This is a genomic window from Flavobacterium hungaricum, assembly GCF_015182285.1.
Taxonomy (GTDB): domain Bacteria; phylum Bacteroidota; class Bacteroidia; order Flavobacteriales; family Flavobacteriaceae; genus Flavobacterium; species Flavobacterium hungaricum.
The window spans coordinates 23520-40827 of the sequence record NZ_PRDM01000005.1 but is presented as its reverse complement, the minus strand read 5'-3'; the positions used below and the strand labels follow the sequence as shown (position 1 = coordinate 40827).

Annotated in this window: 12 protein-coding genes; 11 read left to right on the top strand and 1 reads right to left on the bottom strand. The window is 34.2% G+C overall.

The features are described from left to right. The first annotated feature begins 80 nt into the window (after positions 1–80). From rsgA to C4F50_RS19535, 11 genes are all read left to right on the top strand, one after another. Positions 81–1058: a ribosome small subunit-dependent GTPase A gene (rsgA, locus tag C4F50_RS19585; protein WP_194140342.1), complete on the top strand. Its 978-nt coding sequence runs from the start codon at positions 81–83 to the stop codon at positions 1056–1058. Between the two features lie 147 nt (positions 1059–1205). Further along, entirely contained in the window at positions 1206–1658 is a 453-nt protein-coding gene (dtd, locus tag C4F50_RS19580) for a D-aminoacyl-tRNA deacylase (RefSeq protein ID WP_194140341.1), read from the top strand. Positions 1659–1722: 64 nt separating this feature from the next. Then, entirely contained in the window at positions 1723–3633 is a 1911-nt protein-coding gene (locus C4F50_RS19575) for a DUF3858 domain-containing protein (RefSeq protein WP_194140340.1), read from the top strand. A gap of 44 nt (positions 3634–3677) precedes the next feature. Continuing rightward, positions 3678–5690: a DUF3858 domain-containing protein gene (locus tag C4F50_RS19570; protein WP_194140339.1), complete on the top strand. Its 2013-nt coding sequence runs from the start codon at positions 3678–3680 to the stop codon at positions 5688–5690. Positions 5691–5695: 5 nt separating this feature from the next. Further along, positions 5696–7612, top strand: a complete 1917-nt coding sequence (locus tag C4F50_RS19565; protein WP_194140338.1) for a transglutaminase family protein — start codon at positions 5696–5698, stop codon at positions 7610–7612. A gap of 2 nt (positions 7613–7614) precedes the next feature. Beyond that, positions 7615–9570 (top strand): DUF3858 domain-containing protein, encoded by a 1956-nt coding sequence (locus tag C4F50_RS19560; RefSeq protein WP_194140337.1) that lies wholly within the window; start codon positions 7615–7617, stop codon positions 9568–9570. A 3-nt stretch (positions 9571–9573) separates the two neighbouring features. Then, positions 9574–9900 (top strand): nucleotide pyrophosphohydrolase, encoded by a 327-nt coding sequence (locus C4F50_RS19555; protein WP_194140336.1) that lies wholly within the window; start codon positions 9574–9576, stop codon positions 9898–9900. An 80-nt stretch (positions 9901–9980) separates the two neighbouring features. Next, complete coding sequence (locus C4F50_RS19550) at positions 9981–11204, top strand: 3-phosphoshikimate 1-carboxyvinyltransferase (RefSeq protein WP_194140335.1); 1224 nt, start codon at positions 9981–9983, stop codon at positions 11202–11204. Positions 11205–11633: 429 nt separating this feature from the next. Then, entirely contained in the window at positions 11634–12683 is a 1050-nt protein-coding gene (queA, locus tag C4F50_RS19545) for a tRNA preQ1(34) S-adenosylmethionine ribosyltransferase-isomerase QueA (protein ID WP_194140334.1), read from the top strand. A gap of 385 nt (positions 12684–13068) precedes the next feature. Continuing rightward, entirely contained in the window at positions 13069–14343 is a 1275-nt protein-coding gene (gene kynU, locus C4F50_RS19540; RefSeq protein WP_194140333.1) for a kynureninase, read from the top strand. A 638-nt stretch (positions 14344–14981) separates the two neighbouring features. Then, on the top strand, positions 14982–15431 hold the full coding sequence (locus tag C4F50_RS19535) for a YMGG-like glycine zipper-containing protein (protein ID WP_194140332.1): 450 nt from the start codon (positions 14982–14984) through the stop codon (positions 15429–15431). Between the two features lie 59 nt (positions 15432–15490). Here the strand turns inward: C4F50_RS19535 and C4F50_RS19530 are convergent, their stop codons facing one another. Continuing rightward, positions 15491–17290, bottom strand: coding sequence for a hypothetical protein (locus C4F50_RS19530; RefSeq protein WP_194140331.1), 1800 nt, complete (start codon positions 17288–17290; stop codon positions 15491–15493). Positions 17291–17308 lie beyond the last annotated feature (18 nt).

Here is a 17308-nt window from a genome sequence, read left to right as displayed (position 1 = left end):
TCTAAAAACGTAATTTTGCCTTTTATTTTTTAGATTTCAAAACAATCAGAAATCTAAAAGCTGCAATCTAAAATTAAAGAATGACAGGACTCGTTTATAAATCTACAGGAAGCTGGTACACCGTAAAATCTGAAAAAGGCGATTTTATAGAATGCCGTATGAAAGGGAAATTCAGAATGAAAGGTATCAAAAGTACCAACCCAATTGCTGTGGGCGATATTGTCGATTATGAACTCGAAGAAACTTCCGATACCTTAACGGGAACGATTCATAAAATTCACGAAAGAAAAAACTACATCGTTCGTAAATCGGTTAACTTATCCAAACAGATTCACATTATTGCTTCGAATATCGATCAGGTTTTTTTACTGATTACGATTGATAATCCGCCAACGACTACCAGTTTTATAGATCGTTTTCTGGTTACTGCAGAAGCATACGGAATTGAGGCGGTTCTTGTTTTTAATAAAATAGATACTTTAACAGAACAAACTTTAGACGATCAGCTTTATCTGCAGCACATTTATCAGGAAATTGGATATAAATGTCTTCGCATTTCTTCAACAGAAAATAAGGGTGTTGACAAATTAAAAGAAATGATGGTGGGAAAAGTAAGTATGTTTTCGGGACATTCTGGAGTTGGGAAATCAACTTTGGTAAATGCCATGGAGCCAAGTTTACATTTAAAAACCTCTGTCATTTCAGAACAAAGCAAGCAGGGGCAGCATACTACGACTTTTGCTGAAATGTATGATTTGTCTTTTGATGCCCGAATTATTGATACGCCGGGAATAAAAGGTTTCGGAATTGTAGATATGGAACCTACAGAAATAAGCGGGTATTTTCCAGAATTTTTCAAGCTGAAATATCAATGTAAGTTTAACAACTGTTTACACAAAGAAGAACCGCATTGTGCTATAAAAGCAGCTTTAGAAAAAGACGAGATCGCTTGGTCTCGATACAACAGCTATCTTAAAATCCTAGAGGGCGATGACGAACATTATCGTACAGACACTTATGGAGAAGATAGGGCCGCGAGTGATGAAACGAGAAAGTAAGAAATAATAAATTCCATTTCTTTTAAATTTCAAATCCCAGATAATCGCCAATTTGCACTTGTAGAGCTACATTGCCATGCAGCTAACATTCATAAATAAAATCCAAATAATCCTTTAATCTGTGGCTTAAAACCACATGTCAACAAAATGAAAGTAGTTATCCAAAGAGTTTCTCAAGCTTCTGTAACAGTAGATGAAAAAATCACTGCCGAAATTCAAAAAGGCTTATTGATTTTAGTTGGAATTGAAGATGAGGATACTCAGGAAGATGTTGACTGGCTTGCAGGAAAAATTATTAAAATGAGAATTTTTGGTGATGAAAATGATGTCATGAACTGCTCGGTTCAAGATGTTGATGGCGATATTATTGTCGTTTCTCAATTTACACTTCATGCTTCTACTAAAAAAGGAAACCGTCCTTCTTACATAAAAGCTTCAAAACCAGAGTTTGCAATTCCGATGTATGAGAACTTTGTAAAAACTCTGGAAAAAGAATTTCAAAAGAAAGTACAAACCGGAATTTTTGGTGCCGATATGAAAGTCAGTCTCTTAAATGACGGTCCTGTAACAATACTAATAGACAGTAAAAATAAAGAGTAAAAATAAATTAAACATTTGTTAAGAATTTCTGAAAATAATATATATTTGACGAAATTACTTACTAATGAAAAGCCTTTATTACACGTTTATTTTTTTACTATTTACGTTATTTTCTTACGCCCAGAAAGCAGAATATTCTATATTAACCATTGCCGATAGTTTAAAAGAAAATGCCAATGCTGTAGTGCGTCTGGATCAGATGGACATCGTTATCGTTTCGCAGCGAAGCATGAATATGAAATCCCAAAGAGTCGTAACTGTTTTAAACGAAAAAGGACTTAATCATATAGAAGCATATCAGCATTATGACAAAAAAACTTCGATTAAAAATATAGAGGCAGTTGTTTATAATAGTTTGGGCGGCGAAATCAAAAAGATTAAGCGCAAAGATTTTAGAGATCAAAGCGCTGTAAGCGGCAGTACGCTTTTCTCAGACAGCCGTGTCGTTTTTCTGGACTACACTCCAGTTACTTATCCTTTTACCATTGTTTATACGTGTGAAGTCGAAACTTCTAATACCGCTTTTATTCCGCAGTGGGCTTTTTTAAGCGGTTATTATGCAAGTGTTGAAAAAAGTGTTTTGAATGTCACTTTTCCAAATAATTTGGGGTTCAAAAAAAAGGAATTCCAGTTTTCAGGTTATAATATAAAAAAACAAGAAGAGACAGATACTAAGCTTAGTTACACAGCAGTCAATATTGCAGCACAAAAAAGAGAAGATTACAGTCCCTCGTCTAGTGATCTGTTTCCAAGGGTAATGATGGGATTGGAGAAATTTCATCTTGAAGGTGTTGATGGGAACGCTGCTACTTGGGAAGCATTTGGAAAATGGTACAGTGATAACATCTTAAACGGAACTACTGAACTGCCAGAAGAAACAAAAACTAAAATAAAAGCGCTGGTAGGAAATGAAAAAGATCCGATAAAAAAAGCAAAAATTATTTATGATTTTGTACAGAAAAAATCCAGATATGTCAGCATTCAGGTAGGAATCGGAGGCTGGAAACCCATGCTGGCGTCAGATGTAGACAGGTTAGGTTACGGCGACTGTAAAGCTTTAAGCAATTATACTAAAGCGCTTTTGGAAGCTGTAGATGTGCCTTCGTATAACACTATTTTGTATGGTGATCCCTATAATAAATCCAGTATCGAATCTGATTTTGTTTCTATGCAGGGAAATCATATGATATTGGCCATTCCAAGCGGAAATGATTATGTCTGGCTCGAATGCACCAGTCAGGATGACCCATTTGGATATCAGGGAACTTTTACCGATGACCGCAATGTTTTGGTCGTAAAACCAGAAGGAGGGCAGATTGTCAGAACCAAAATTTATGAGGACATAGGAAATATACAAAAAGATAAAGGATCTTATTCTATTGACGAAAATGGTAATTTCTCAGGAGCGCTGTCTATTGTTTCAGAAGGATCACAATATAGCCAAAGAACGAGGGTAGAACATTTGCAGCCTACAGAAAAAGAAAAGCATTATAAAAATCACTGGGAAAACATCAACAATTTAAAATTAGAAAAAATCAGCCTGAACAACGATAAAGAAAACATTCGTTTTACAGAAGATGTTCAGTTGAGCGCGACAAGTTACGGAGCAGTTTCTGGGAACAAAATGATTTTTGTAGTCAATTCTTTTAATCAGACAGATGGCAGTGTAAAACGCATTCGAAACAGAAAAAATCCGTTTGAAATTCAAAGAGGTTATTTCGATACTGACGAAATTGAGATTAATCTGCCAACTGGTTTTAACATTGAATTTATTCCTTCTAATTATGAATTGAAAGGGAAGTTTGGAGAATACAAAACCGAAATCATTAAAAAAGACAATAATAAACTGCTTTACAAAAGATCGATGTTTCTCAATAAAGGAAAATATTCAAATAAAGAATACGACGAATACCGCCTTTTTATGGAGCAGGTTTCCAGAAATGATAATGCCAAAATCATTCTAACTAAAAATTAAAAAACAACCCAATAATAAATCAAAACTAACCAAAACCAATAGTAATGAAAATCGTTAAACTATTTAGCAGTACACTCTTTTTACTGCTTGCGACTTTTGTAAACGGTCAAGAACTTAAATTAGGAAAAGTATCTGTTGCTGAATTAGAACAGAAGGCACATCCAAAAGATTCTGCTGCAACTGCAGCTATTTTGTACAAAAGAGGAAACTCGAAAATTGAGTATAATGAAACCGATGGCTTTGTTCTCGTTACAGACGTAGAAACAAGAATAAAAATCTATAAAAAAGACGGTTCAGAATACGCAAACCAGCAGGTAAGTTATTATCTAGATGGAAATAGCAGAGAAGTGGTGAGTTTTTCTGATGCCTATACTTATAATCTTGTAAACGGAAAAATAGAAAAAATAAAGGTAAAAAGTGACGGTTTTTTTGAAGAAGTAGTCAATAAGTACCGCGGGCGAAAAAAAATCACATTTCCAAATGTTAAAGAAGGTTCTGTTTTAGAATACAAATATAGTGTTCGCACCAAAAATATTGCCTGGATGCCGGATTGGGAGTTTCAAGAAGAAATTCCAGTAAATTATTCTCAGTTTTCAACCTTTGTGCCAGAATATTATGTTTTTAATATAAGACAGAAAGGTTATATTTTTCCGAAAATAGCGGTAGAGAAAAACCAGAAAAGCATGATTTATACAGAAAAAGAACGTACAGACGGACATGTAGTTCAGACTTCTTTTTCAACTTCTAAAGTAGATTATCTAGAAACAAAAACAACCTATCTGCTAGAGAATATTCCGGCAATGAAAGAAGAAGATTTTGTAAATAATATTAATAATTACAGATCTAGTCTGGAGCAGGAATTATCGATGATAAAATATCCAAGTGCACCGGTTAAAGTCCTTTCGCACGATTGGGAATCTGTAGCCAAAACTATTTACGATTTTGACAGTTTTGGTCCAGAATTGAATAAAACAGGTTATTTTGAAGATGATTTGAAACCTTTAATTGCCAATGCTAAAACAGCCGAAGAAAAAATACTGATTATTTTAAATTTTGCAAAATCAAAAGTAAAGTGGAATGACTATATGGGGTATTCTACTGAGAAAGGCGTAAGAAAAGCATACAAAGAAGGAAGTGGGAATATCGGCGACATTAATTTGATGCTTACTGCCATGCTGCGATATTCTGGTTTAGAAGCTAATCCAGTTTTAGTAAGTACACGTTCTAATGGTATATCAATTTTTCCGAACAGAACAGCTTTTAATTATGTAATTGCGGCAGTAGAAACTTCTAATGGAAAAGTTTTATTGGATGCCTCAGATAAGTTTTCGGCTCCAAATATTCTGCCGATACGAACTTTGAACTGGCACGGAAGATTAATTAGAAAAGACGGAACTTCTGAAGATGTCGATTTAATTCCGAAAAAAAATTCAAATGATATCGTTTTTATGAGTTACGATATTGCGCCAGAGGGTAAGATAACAGGGAAAATTAGAAGACAATGTACCGATTATAATGCTTTTAAAACAAGAAATACTGTTGACGGCGTAAAAGAAGAAGAGTATTTAGAGAAATTAGAAAATAAAAATCGTAAAATCGAAATCAGCGATTATTCGCGTATTAACGAAAAAGATGTTTTACTGCCTACAATTGAAACATATTCTTTTGCTGGAAACGATTTGTGCGAGGTAATAGGAGGTAAAATTTATATTAATCCACTATTGTTTTTTGCTAACGAAAAAAATCCATTTAAACAGGAAGTGAGAGAATATCCGGTAGACTTTGGTTTTCCGTTTTTGGATAAATTTAATGTAACAATAAAAATTCCAGATGGTTTTACGGTAGAAACTTTGCCAGCACCATCTGCAATAAACATGGAAGATAATGTGGGGAGCTTTAAATTTAATGTTGCATTTAATGATAATGTGTTACAATTAACTGTAGCCAATCAGATTAATGAGGCTATTATTTCTACAGAACAATATGAAATGCTTAAAGAATATTACAAAGGGCTTGTTGCTAAACAAACAGAAAAAATTGTTCTGAAAAAAATCTAGCATAAATGCGTAATCTATTTCTATTTGTTTTTCTTTTTTTTACACTACTAAAAAGCAGCGCACAAGATCTGGCATTTAGTACGATCACTATTGCAGCGCTCGAAGAAAAAGCCCATCCTAAAGATTCGGCTGCTGTCGGCGCTGTTTTACTGAGTACAGTAAAAGTTAATCTTAAAATGAATGGAAGTACAGAAATAGTTACTCATAAAAGGATAAAAATTTATAAAACAGAAGGGTATAATTTATCCAACATTCAAATCTATTGTCCGGCAGGAAAATCAAATACTGTAGCGATTGTAAAAGCCTTTACTTACAATCTAGAAGACGGTAAAGTTGTTAAAACAAAACTGACTTCTGAGAGTGAGTTTGTCGAGAAAACAAATACCAATTTCTGGATTAAAAAAATTACATTTCCAAATGTAAAAGAAGGTTCTATTGTTGAATATGAATATAAAGAATGGGGTGGTTTTTTGGGTTTGTACAATTGGAATTTTCAAGAAAATATTCCAGTAAATTATTCTGAAGTTAAAACCATTATACCAGATCCGTATGTGTTCAAAAAAAATATCAAAGGACTGTATACACCTAAGATGATTTCTAAAGTAGCCAATACTTACGGCTACAGTGCGACAGAGACCAGTTATTCTTTTCAGAATCTTCCGGCGATGAAAGAAGAGGCCTTTGTTAATAATATCAATAACTACAGAAGCAGTATTTCATTTGAACTAGAAAGTGTTGCTGTTCCAGGACAGCTTTACAAAACATTTTCGACTGATTGGGTAAGTGTTACAAAGACAATTTATGATTTTGAAAAGTTTGGACCAGAACTTAATAAAACAGGATATTTTGAAGAAGACCTGAAAAAAATAATTGAAGGAAAAAACAATCCGAATGCAAAAATTACAGCAATATTAGAATACGTAAAGGCAACGGTTAAGTGGGATGACTATGTGGGGTATTCCTGCATAAGAGGTGTTCGAAAAGCGTATAAAGAAAAATTGGGAAATTGTGCCGATATTAATTTAATGCTCACCGCCATGCTGCGTTATGCAGGATTAACGGCAAATCCTGTTTTAATAAGTACTCGCTCTAACGGAATTGCTTTTTTTCCAAATCTATCTGCCTTTAATTATGTAATTACCGCTGTTGAAAACGGTGATGAAATGATACTTTTGGATGCAACAGACAAATATTCGGCTCCGAACGTGCTTCCGTTAAGAGCATTAAATTGGTTTGGAAGATTAGTTCGTAAAGACGGGACTTCTGAAAATATAGATTTAGCACCGAAAAAAACATCGGCAGAGAATTTTTCTGTTGATTATACCATTGAAGCAAACGGACAGATAAACGGAAAAGTAAGGCATCAGTTTACAGAATACAATGCATTGGCTTTTAGAAATAAATTTGAAAAAGATAAACAAGAAACCTATCTAATAACTCTTGAAGAGCAACTGGGTAAAATTGAAATTACAGATTACGCTCAATCCAACTTAAATGACGTTTTGCTTGCTCCTGTCGAAAGTTTTTCTTTTTCCGGCGCAGATTTATGCGAATTGATCGGAGATAAAATTTACCTTAACCCCATGCTGTTTTTTGCGAATACTACAAATCCTTTCAAGCAGGAAAAAAGAGAATATCCGATAGATTTTGGTTTTCCTTTCGCAGAAAAATACAACATTAACATTAGAATCCCCGACGGATTTACATTAGAAACTATTCCTGAGGCCAAAGGGTTGGTTATGGAAGATGATTTGGGAACTTTTAAATACAATATTGCATTTAACGAAAACATGCTGCAGCTCCTCATTACCCATCAGATTAACGTTCCTATTGTAACCACAGAACAATATGCAACCATAAGAGAGTATTATAAAGAAATGATTGCGAAACAAACCCAGAAAATAGTTTTAAAAAAGATTTGAAAATGAGATTTTATATTGCCGTCTTTTTACTTTTTTTTATTTTAAAAGTAAATGCACAAAGTTATGAGTTAGGAAAAGTAACAATTGAAGAACTGCAGGAAAAAGTAAATAAAACCGATACTACAGCACCAGCTGCTATTTTATTTAAAAAAGGGAAAACTTATTTCTCTTACAATGAGCAAACCGGGTTTCTTGCCAATCATGTTTACGAGTTCAGAATAAAAATTTACAAAAAAGAAGGCTTAAGCTGGGCAACTCAAAAAGTATCGTATTATGTGGGTTACGAGAATTTGAGAGATGATAAAGCGGCTTTTTCAGACGTGGCAACATACAATCTCGAGAATGGGAAAATTGTAAAAACAAAACTCAATAGCGAAGGCAATTTTAAAGAGAAAGTTAATAAATATTGGAATGTTGCTTCTATTACTTTGCCTAATGTAAAAGAGGGGTCTGTGATTGAATTTAAGTATACGTTGAAATCGGAAAATATAGTTCGTCTTCCAGATTTTGAATTTCAGTACGAGATCCCAGTTAACTATTTTGAATATCGATCGGAAATTCCAGAGTTTTTTATTTACAAAACATTGCTTGTGGGAACTTTTAAACCTGAAATGAGTGGTGATATTGGGCAAATTAAACAAGTATATGCAAGCGAGTACAAACAAATAAATACGCTCTATTCGGGAAAGGACGTTCCTGCGCTTAAAAAAGAAAATTTTATAGATAATATTGACAATTATAAAGGCTCTATTCAAAATGAATTGGAACTAAAAAGATTCCCAAATAAACCTGTTGTAAATTATACTAAAACTTGGGAAGGATTGGCTGTCAGTACTTATAAAGATGCGAATCTGATTAGAGAATTAACAGACAGAGGTTATTTTGAAGACGATTTAAAGAAGATTATAGCAGATAAAAGCTCTCCAAGAAAGCGTTTGGATACGATTTTCAAGTTTGTTCAGGAAAGAATGAATTGGAATAAAAAGAAAGGGTATTACGTAGATAAAGGGGTAAAAAAAGCATACGAAGAAAAAACTGGTAATACAGCCGAAATCAATTTACTGTTGATTGCGATGTTAAAAGCTGCCCAAATACAAGTTCATCCTGTTTTAGTAAGCACGATCGAAAACGGAATTCCTTTATTTCCAAACCGAACTGTTTTTAATTATCTTATTGCGGCGGCCGAAATTGACGGAGAAAAAATTCTGTTGGATGCAACCAACAAATTTACCGTTCCCAATATCCTTCCGTTGAATGTTTTAAATTGGAAAGGAAGATTAATCAGAGAGAACGGTACTAGTGAGGAAGTAGAATTAATTCCGACTAAACCCTCTATGATTGTTAACAGTGTTAGTGCCTCAATAGTGCCGGAATCAGCAAAATTAGAAGGGGTTTTATCTTTGCAAAAAACAGATTACAAAGCGTTAGATTTTAGAGAAAGCTTTGCAAATATGACAAATGAAAGTCATATTGAAAATATTGAAAGTCAATATAAAGGCTTAGAAATAGAAGAGTATAAGGCTGAAATTAAAAATCTATCAAAGCCAGTATATGAGAAAGTTACTTTTAGTGCTGCAAATGCTTATGATATAATCGGAGGCAAACTAATTATAAATCCGCTGGTGTTTTTTGCATACAAGAACAATCCTTTCAAATTGGAAAAAAGACAAATGCCAATTTATTTTGGTTATCCAGAACAGCGAAGATTTAATTTGTTTCTGCAAATTCCGCAAGGTTACAAAGTAGAATCCCTGCCATCTCCCATACGAATTGTAATGGAAGACAAAGCAGCTTCTTATACCATGAATTTGACAGCTGATGAAAATCAAATACAAATTAAGGTGATACAAGAAATAACTAAAGCTATCTTTGCAGTTGACGATTATGATATGATAAGAGATTTTTTTGATAAAATAATCGAAATTCAAAATCAAAAAATAATACTAAAAAAAGCATAGGAAATGGATTTGAAAAATGCACAACTTGATGTTGATACTTGGATAAAAGAACACGGAGTTCGTTATTTTAACGAATTAACCAATATGGCGCAGCTTACAGAAGAAGTAGGGGAGGTAGCCCGAATTATTGCACGCCGTTACGGAGAACAATCTGAAAAAGAAAGCGATAAAAATAAAGATTTAGGAGAAGAACTAGCCGATGTTGTTTTTGTGGTTTTATGTCTGGCCAATCAGACAAGAATAGATTTACAGGCCGCTTTTGACAAAAAAATGGACCTAAAATCGGTTCGTGACAAAGACCGCCATAAAAACAACGATAAATTAAAATAATGTGATAAGTGGCGGCAAAGTTTTGGTGTATGCTTTTTTTAAAATAAATTTGCCAAAATGCCTAAAACAACACTCCTAAAATGAATTTATTACTACAAACCAATCATAAAAATCTACAAGGTCAAATTGCCGTTACGGGTTCAAAAAGCGAAACCAATCGTTTATTACTTCTAAAAGCTTTGTTTCCGAATATTACTTTAGCCAATACTTCAAATTCAGACGACAGCGAAGTCATGCAGAAAGCCTTAATTGGAAATGATGAAATTGTAGACATTCACCACGCTGGAACTGCAATGCGTTTCTTAACAGCTTATTTTGCCGTTAATGCAGATCGAGAAGTCGTAATGACAGGCTCAAGCAGGATGCAGGAACGTCCGATTAAAATATTAGTAGAAGCTTTGGCGCAATTAGGCGTTGAAATTTCATATGAAAAAGAAGTCGGCTATCCGCCAATCAGAATTAAAGGAAAAAAAGTTACCGCTTCAAAAGTGACTTTGGCAGCCAATGTCAGCAGTCAGTATATTTCGGCACTTTTATTAGTGGCTTCAAAACTAGAAAATGGTTTAGAACTGACTTTAGAAGGAGAAATTACTTCTATTCCGTATATTAAAATGACTTTGGCTTTGCTAAAAGATTTAGATATTCAGACTACTTTTGAAGGAAATGTGATTAAAGTTTTTCCTAAAACAGCAGTTGAAACCAAAGAAATGGTCGTAGAATCAGATTGGAGTTCAGCCTCTTACTTTTTTAGTTTAGTCGCTTTGGCAGACACTGCATCCATTACGTTAAGCAGTTACAAAGCAAACAGTCTGCAGGGAGATTCAGAGTTAGTTTCTTTCTATGAAAAGTTAGGAGTAAAAACCACTTTTGATGGAAATAAAATGACTTTGGTAAAACAAGAAAATTTTGAATACCAGACTATAAACTTCGATCTGAATAATACTCCAGACATCGCACAAACTATTGTAGTTACGTGTTTAGGTCTTGGTATTGGATGCCACTTGACAGGCCTTCATACTTTAAAAATAAAAGAAACCGATCGTTTAGAAGCTTTAAGAATAGAATTGACAAAACTGGGAGCAGACATCTCTGTGACCAATGATAGTTTGACTTTGAATGCTTCTCAAAATATCAATCACAATGTGAAAATTGCTACTTACAACGATCACCGTATGGCAATGGCATTTGCGCCGCTGGCATTAAAAGTGCCTATCATTATTGATGATGCAGAAGTAGTTTCAAAATCATATCCGGATTTCTGGAACGATTTAAAAGCTTTAAACTTCCAAGTTTCAGAATTGTAAAGACTTTAAACTATATAAGTTATATAAGTTCATTTAAATTAAAGCTCAATAAAACATAGCCTCTGGTTTTAACCAGAGGTTTTTTATGCTTGAGTTTGGCTATAATCGCATAGTTTGTCATTTCAATCCCGAGGCTTCGGGAGAGAAATCTTAGCAAGAAGCTCCGTAAAGAAAAGTCAATCTTTGTTGATTCTGCAACGGAGATTTCGATCCCGAAGCCTCGGGATCGAAATGATAATAATATGTTGAAGATGTTTTTTGTAGGTAAAAACATTTTTAATGGTTACTAAAACCTCAGTAAATCAACGACTTTTGAAAATAAACGTCAAAACACTTGACAACGCCTATCTCACAATCGTATATTTGCATCCGATTTAAAATTTTAGGCATGTTGTCTAAAATCTACATTCTAAAATCTACAATTCAAATATGAAATTATCACACTTCAATTTCAACTTACCGAAAGAACTTTTAGCTGAATTTCCAGCAGAAAATAGAGACGAGTCTCGTTTAATGGTAATCGATCGTCAAAAACAAACTATCGAACATAAAATGTTTAAAGACGTTATCAATTATTTTGATGACGGAGACGTTTTAATTCTAAATAATACTAAAGTTTTTCCTGCACGTTTGTACGGAAACAAAGAAAAAACAGGAGCAAGAATTGAAGTTTTCTTATTAAGAGAATTAAATTCTGAGCAAAGGCTTTGGGACGTTTTAGTTGATCCAGCTAGAAAAATCCGTATCGGAAATAAATTGTATTTCGGAGATGATGATTCATTAGTTGCTGAGGTTATTGACAATACTACTTCTCGTGGTAGAACTTTACGTTTCTTATACGACGGTTCTTACGAAGAGTTTAGAAACAAATTGACAGAACTTGGAGAAACTCCAATTCCTAAATACATCAACAGAGAAGTTACTGCTGAGGATGCAGAAAGATACCAGACAATTTATGCAAAAGAAGAAGGAGCTGTAGCAGCACCGACTGCTGGTTTACACTTCTCAAAACATCTTTTGAAGAAATTAGAAATCAAAGGAGTAAACTTTGCAGAAGTAACTTTACACGTAGGTTTAGGAACTTTTAATCCGGTTGAGGTAGAAGATTTATCTAAACATAAAATGGATTCTGAGGAATTGATTATCAATCAAAAAGCCTGCGATATCGTAAACGAAGCAAAAGCGAAAAGAAAACGTATCTGTGCTGTAGGTACAACTTCTATGCGTGCAATTGAAAGTTCTGTTTCTTCTGCAAATACTTTGAACCCTTACGAAGGATGGACAAACAAATTTATTTTTCCTCCTCACGATTTTAGTATTGCAAACTGTATGATTACAAACTTCCACACACCAAAATCAACATTATTAATGATGATTTCTGCTTTCTGTGGACATGATTTAATGAAAAAAGCATACGAAGAAGCGATCAAAGAAGGATACAAATTCTATTCTTACGGAGATGCAATGTTAATTCTATAATTAGATTTTTTAGCATATAAAAAGACCCGACAAGTTTTAAGACCTGTCGGGTTTTCTATTTTTAATGATATTGTTTCAAGTTTCAGGTTCAAGTTCGTTCTGCAGTTTAACCGCAAAGTTCGCAAGGATTTTTTGCTCACTTTATATTTGCCAAGTGCTAAAGAACGCAAAGCTTTGCGAACTTAGCGTTTGTAAACGTCAGCCTTGATAAAAAATCCTTGCGAACTTTGCGGTTAAACACACAAAGCATGTCAACATGAAACATGAAACGTGAAACATGAAACATGAAACTTGAAACTTGAAACATGAAACCTGAAACCTGAAACTTGAAACAAAAAAACAATAATCGATTTTTTTGTTATTTTAGCATTCAAAACAAAACACAATGACTTTTCAAAATACTCGTGAGTTTGCACAACAACTCGATAAAAATGATGCTTTACACCTTTACCAAAGCGAATTTATTTTTCCTAAAGTAAACGACAAAAGAGTTATTTATTTTACAGGAAACTCTTTAGGATTACAGCCAAAGCGAACCAAAGCATATATAGACGAAGTGATGACTGACTGGGCAGAATTGGCAGTTGAAGGTCATTTTTATGCCGAAAAACCTTGGTGGGATTATCAGGAAAGATTTGCTGAACCATTAAGTAAAATAGTAGGTGCTTTGCCTTCGGAAGTTACAGTAATGAATACGCTGACGGTAAATCTTCACTTATTAATGGTTTCTTTTTATCAGCCGACAAAAACACGATATAAAATTATCTGCGAAGAAAAAGCTTTTCCTTCTGATCAGTATATGTTTCAGAGCCAGGTTAATTTTCACGGCTATAAAGCGGAAGAGGCCATCGTAGAAATTAAACGACGCGAGGGCGAGCACAATATTCGCCTTGAAGATGTTCTGGCAAAAATAGAAGAAGTGGGCGATGAGCTGGCTTTAGTTTTAATTGGCGGGGTTAATTATTATACCGGACAAGTTTTCGATATTAAAACCATAACCGCTGCTGGACAAAAAGCAGGTGCAAAAGTAGGTTGGGACTTAGCTCATGCTGCCGGAAATATCAAACTAGAACTTCACGATTGGAACGTAGATTTTGCTGCTTGGTGCAGTTATAAATATATGAATTCGGGACCAGGAAATGCCTCTGGATGTTTTGTTCATGAAAAACACCACAATTCAGAGCTGCCAAGATTTGCCGGATGGTGGGGACATAATAAAGAACGTCGTTTTAAAATGGAACCTAATTTTGATCCCGTTCATGGAGCAGACGGATGGCAGATAAGCAACTTGCCAGTACTTTCTTTAGCACCTTATCTGGCTTCAGTAGAAATGTTTGCTGAGATTGGAATGGAGGCTTTAATTAAAAAAAGAGATCATATTACTTCCTATTTAGAATTTATTCTTCATGAAATTGATAAAGAAGTTGCGGGTAATTTTGAAATTATTACCCCTTCTAATCCAGAAGAAAGAGCTTCTCAATTATCTGTTTTTTTACACGGAGAAGGAAGAGCTTTATTCGATTATTTAATGAAAAATGGAGTCATTACAGATTGGCGCGAACCAAACGTAATTCGTCTGGCGCCCGTGCCGTTATATTGTTCTTACGAAGATATGTATGATTTTGGGCAGATTTTGAAAAGTGGTATTTTAGGGAAATAAGTTGCAAAGTTACAAAGCTACAAAGCGACAAAGTTTTTTTAGCAACAAATTAAGAGGATTAAAAGGGATTTTTTGATCTGAGAATTTATATAAACTTATCAATTGCCTCCAGCTTTAGCTGGAGGTTTTTTATACACACAGTTTAAGGCTTTAGCCAAATTTTTAAAAGTTTGGCTAAACTCTTTAGTTATATTCTTCTATTAGACACATCTGAAGCTGGAGATAATTACAATTAAAACTTGCGCCTCTGCGAGAATAATTCTCCTGCAGATTTGGCAGATCAAGCAGATTAAAAAAATAATTTGCGTACATCTGCTTAAATCTTTTAAAATCTGCGTGAAATAAAACTTTGCTTTTTGGTGAGATGATTATTTGTAGCGTCATCAAAATATGTAATAATAATTATTTTTCCGATTGAACAAAAAAATCTTTTTTAATCCTCTTAATTTGTGGCTAAAAACAATGCGTTATACATACTGCGGTGTGCCTCTACATATTAAAAAAAAACTTTGAACCTTTGTTACTCTGCCCCTTTGTCCCTTTTTCTTTAAATTTTATAAAAAATCAAAAAAATACTGTAACCCCATAAAAATAGAACTTCCGTAATTTGTAGAGTAATAATCTTAAAAACTACAATCATGAAAGCCTTATATATTTTATTGGCAGCATTGACTATCGTTTCTTGCCAAAACCAAGGGAAAAATGAAATTAATAAAGCAAAGCAAGCGAGTATAGATTCAATGAAAGTTGAAATTAACAAGCAGAAAATTATTGATTCCATGAAGGTAGAAATGGCTGCGCTGGAAGAGAAAAAAGAAGCAGAGCAAAAAGCCTTAGAACAAAAAGCGGCAGAACAAAAAGTTGTAGTTGTACATCAAACAGATGGTACAGCAGCTGCAGCAACTCCAAAAAAGAAAGGCTGGAGTGCAACAGCTAAAGGTGCTGTTATTGGTGCCGGAGTAGGTGCTGCAACTGGAGCAATTGTAAGTAAGAAAAAAGGAGAAGGCGCTATTATTGGCGGACTAGCCGGAGCTGCTTTGGGTACTGGAACGGGTGCCGTTATTGACAGTAAAAAGAAAAAAGAGTAAACAAATTTATATTAAAAATAAGAACCCCAAATTATCAATTTAATTTGGGGTTTTCATTTTTAAACAAGCTCGTTGACTGGAATTGCAATACTTACTAATTCAGATTTACAAGAATCGAGTTGTGGTAAGTCTCCTGTAAAGACTGGGGTCGATTCAAATAAATTTTTATAGTACGCAATTCCATCTAACAAATTCGATTTAAAGGCATTCCATTTTTTAAGCTGAGCCGTAGAGCATTCTCTGGAAAAAGTATTAATCTCATTTCTAAGATAATCCACATACATCCTCAGCTCTTTTATAAACAGGTTTGGTCGATTGGGGTTTCTCAAAACCGATTTATATCCGTAAATGTGATGCATCATTTCTTTAAGGCTGACTTCTTGATCGAAGTAAGCTAAATTAGGACCTGGGCAGATCACAACACCTTGCGCTTGTCCTTTAACTTTAATATGATTTTCTAAATAAGAAGCATTTGCCAAACCAACGCACAAACAAGATTTTTCGGTTATTTTGACTTTGCTTTTTTCAAATTCTTCAAGAGAAAGTGTGTCTTTTTTGCTTTCTAATTCCTCTAATTTTATATCCTGATATTTTTTTGAGGCAGTACAAATTCCGTGCGGGTCGTACTCTTTACTTAAAGCCAGAAATTTTTTCGGGCAAGAACTTCCTGCTTTATTATCGTCAATTCGTTTTTGTTTTAAAAATTCATTAGACGTTCCTTTTACAGTATTAAATGGAACTCCCAAAGGCGAGATATTACTCAGGTAAAAATCATCTTCTTTGGCATTCATTAATAAATTGCGGGTTTCCTGATCTACAGAAGTGGCTTCTGGAACCAATAAGAAAGGAGAACCCCAGCCAACAGAATCGACTTGATATTTTTCTAATAAAAATTCATGTTCTGCAGCAGTTCCTACACCGCCTTGAACTGTAATTTTAATTTCTAAAGGGGCATTCGGAACTACTTTATTTTTTTGTTCTAAGGCCTTAATCATTAATTCGTGGGCAGATTGTATCAATTGCTCTTTTTTCTGCTTGAATTCTTCTAAAATAGTGCCCAATAGCAGTCCTTCGGTTGCAAAGGCATGTCCGCCGCAGTTTAATCCCGATTCAATTCGGTATTCAGAAACCCAAAGTCCTTTTTTTGCCAAGAAGTTTCCTTGAATCATAGCCGATCTAAAATCACTGACTTTTAAAATAATTTTCTTTCTCAGTTTATTGTTTTCGTCTGGAAAGAAGTCTGGGAAATTTTCAAAATAACTATAAAGTCTCGGATTCATTCCGGCAGAAAGCACCAGAGACGATTCTAAATTGCTGTTAGCAAAACCACGTAAAGCTGCGTGAGCATCGTTAAATTCAATCGGGAGCTGTTCGTTTTTGATGAAATTATCTTTATCTAATTTCGTCATGATGTTAACATCTATTTCTCCCGCAGTAAGATGCGATTCGATGTAATTTTGAATGTTCTCCTTAAAAGAGATTCCCTCTTCTAATAAATTTTGAAACCCTTTTTTAATGTCAGAAGTATTGGGCAGCATATCGATAAAATTTTCGACAGCAGCTTTACTTCCGGCTAATTCGGTTTTAAAGTTTTCGAATTTTTCTTTTACAATTTTATCAACTAAGTTTAAATAAGAAGTGATTCGTTCGGCACGATAGTCATGAAATTTCTGACTGATTTCTTCGTAGGGAAAATTAAATTTTGTGCTGTAAAAATTTCGCATCTTCTCTATTAAATCGTCATCGGCAAGTGCAATAACAGACGAAATACCGTATTGAGCTACTCGAATGGGACTGTCTATGGTATAAGCAAGCCCCATCACGGGAATATGAAAAGTATGCAGATTACTTTTTGTCATTTGTTTTAGATTAAAATA

Bases quoted from the DNA above. Each gene is read 5' to 3' on its own strand.
- rsgA (WP_194140342.1), top strand. From the start codon at position 81: ATGACAGGACTCGTTTATAAATCTACAGGAAGCTGGTACACCGTAAAA.
- dtd (WP_194140341.1), top strand. From the start codon at position 1,206: ATGAAAGTAGTTATCCAAAGAGTTTCTCAAGCTTCTGTAACAGTAGAT.
- C4F50_RS19575 (WP_194140340.1), top strand. From the start codon at position 1,723: ATGAAAAGCCTTTATTACACGTTTATTTTTTTACTATTTACGTTATTT.
- C4F50_RS19570 (WP_194140339.1), top strand. From the start codon at position 3,678: ATGAAAATCGTTAAACTATTTAGCAGTACACTCTTTTTACTGCTTGCG.
- C4F50_RS19565 (WP_194140338.1), top strand. From the start codon at position 5,696: ATGCGTAATCTATTTCTATTTGTTTTTCTTTTTTTTACACTACTAAAA.
- C4F50_RS19560 (WP_194140337.1), top strand. From the start codon at position 7,615: ATGAGATTTTATATTGCCGTCTTTTTACTTTTTTTTATTTTAAAAGTA.
- C4F50_RS19555 (WP_194140336.1), top strand. From the start codon at position 9,574: ATGGATTTGAAAAATGCACAACTTGATGTTGATACTTGGATAAAAGAA.
- C4F50_RS19550 (WP_194140335.1), top strand. From the start codon at position 9,981: ATGAATTTATTACTACAAACCAATCATAAAAATCTACAAGGTCAAATT.
- queA (WP_194140334.1), top strand. From the start codon at position 11,634: ATGAAATTATCACACTTCAATTTCAACTTACCGAAAGAACTTTTAGCT.
- kynU (WP_194140333.1), top strand. From the start codon at position 13,069: ATGACTTTTCAAAATACTCGTGAGTTTGCACAACAACTCGATAAAAAT.
- C4F50_RS19535 (WP_194140332.1), top strand. From the start codon at position 14,982: ATGAAAGCCTTATATATTTTATTGGCAGCATTGACTATCGTTTCTTGC.
- C4F50_RS19530 (WP_194140331.1), bottom strand. From the start codon at position 17,290: ATGACAAAAAGTAATCTGCATACTTTTCATATTCCCGTGATGGGGCTT.